Source organism: Rhizobium sp. SVR5-2C (assembly GCF_056755115.1).
Map to the genome: position 1 here is coordinate 1 of NZ_JBNDHT010000690.1, position 228 is coordinate 228.

Below are 228 nucleotides of genomic sequence, written 5' to 3' on the forward strand. Positions count from 1 at the left end.
AATCTGCCCGTAGGCGCCCGCATTGACGACAAGGCCGTGCATTGGATGCCCCGGCCACGCTGCGGCGTTGTTCAGGGCTCTATCACCGAAGCCGACAAGCCCGGCGCGATCAAGGACATGAAGGGTGCGGTGGTACGCCTACCGAGCTTCGGAGGCGAGCCGATCCGGCCGGAAAAACTCGCCTATTCAAACAGCCGCATCCTTTCGGCCCTTTTGCCCGCTGGCAAA

The 228-nt window shown here is 62.7% G+C and carries 1 pseudogene; it reads left to right on the forward strand.

Annotated features, from left to right (window positions below):
- Positions 1-228, forward strand: a pseudogene (locus ACPYOI_RS37390) (Flp pilus assembly protein CpaB); the annotation flags it as partial.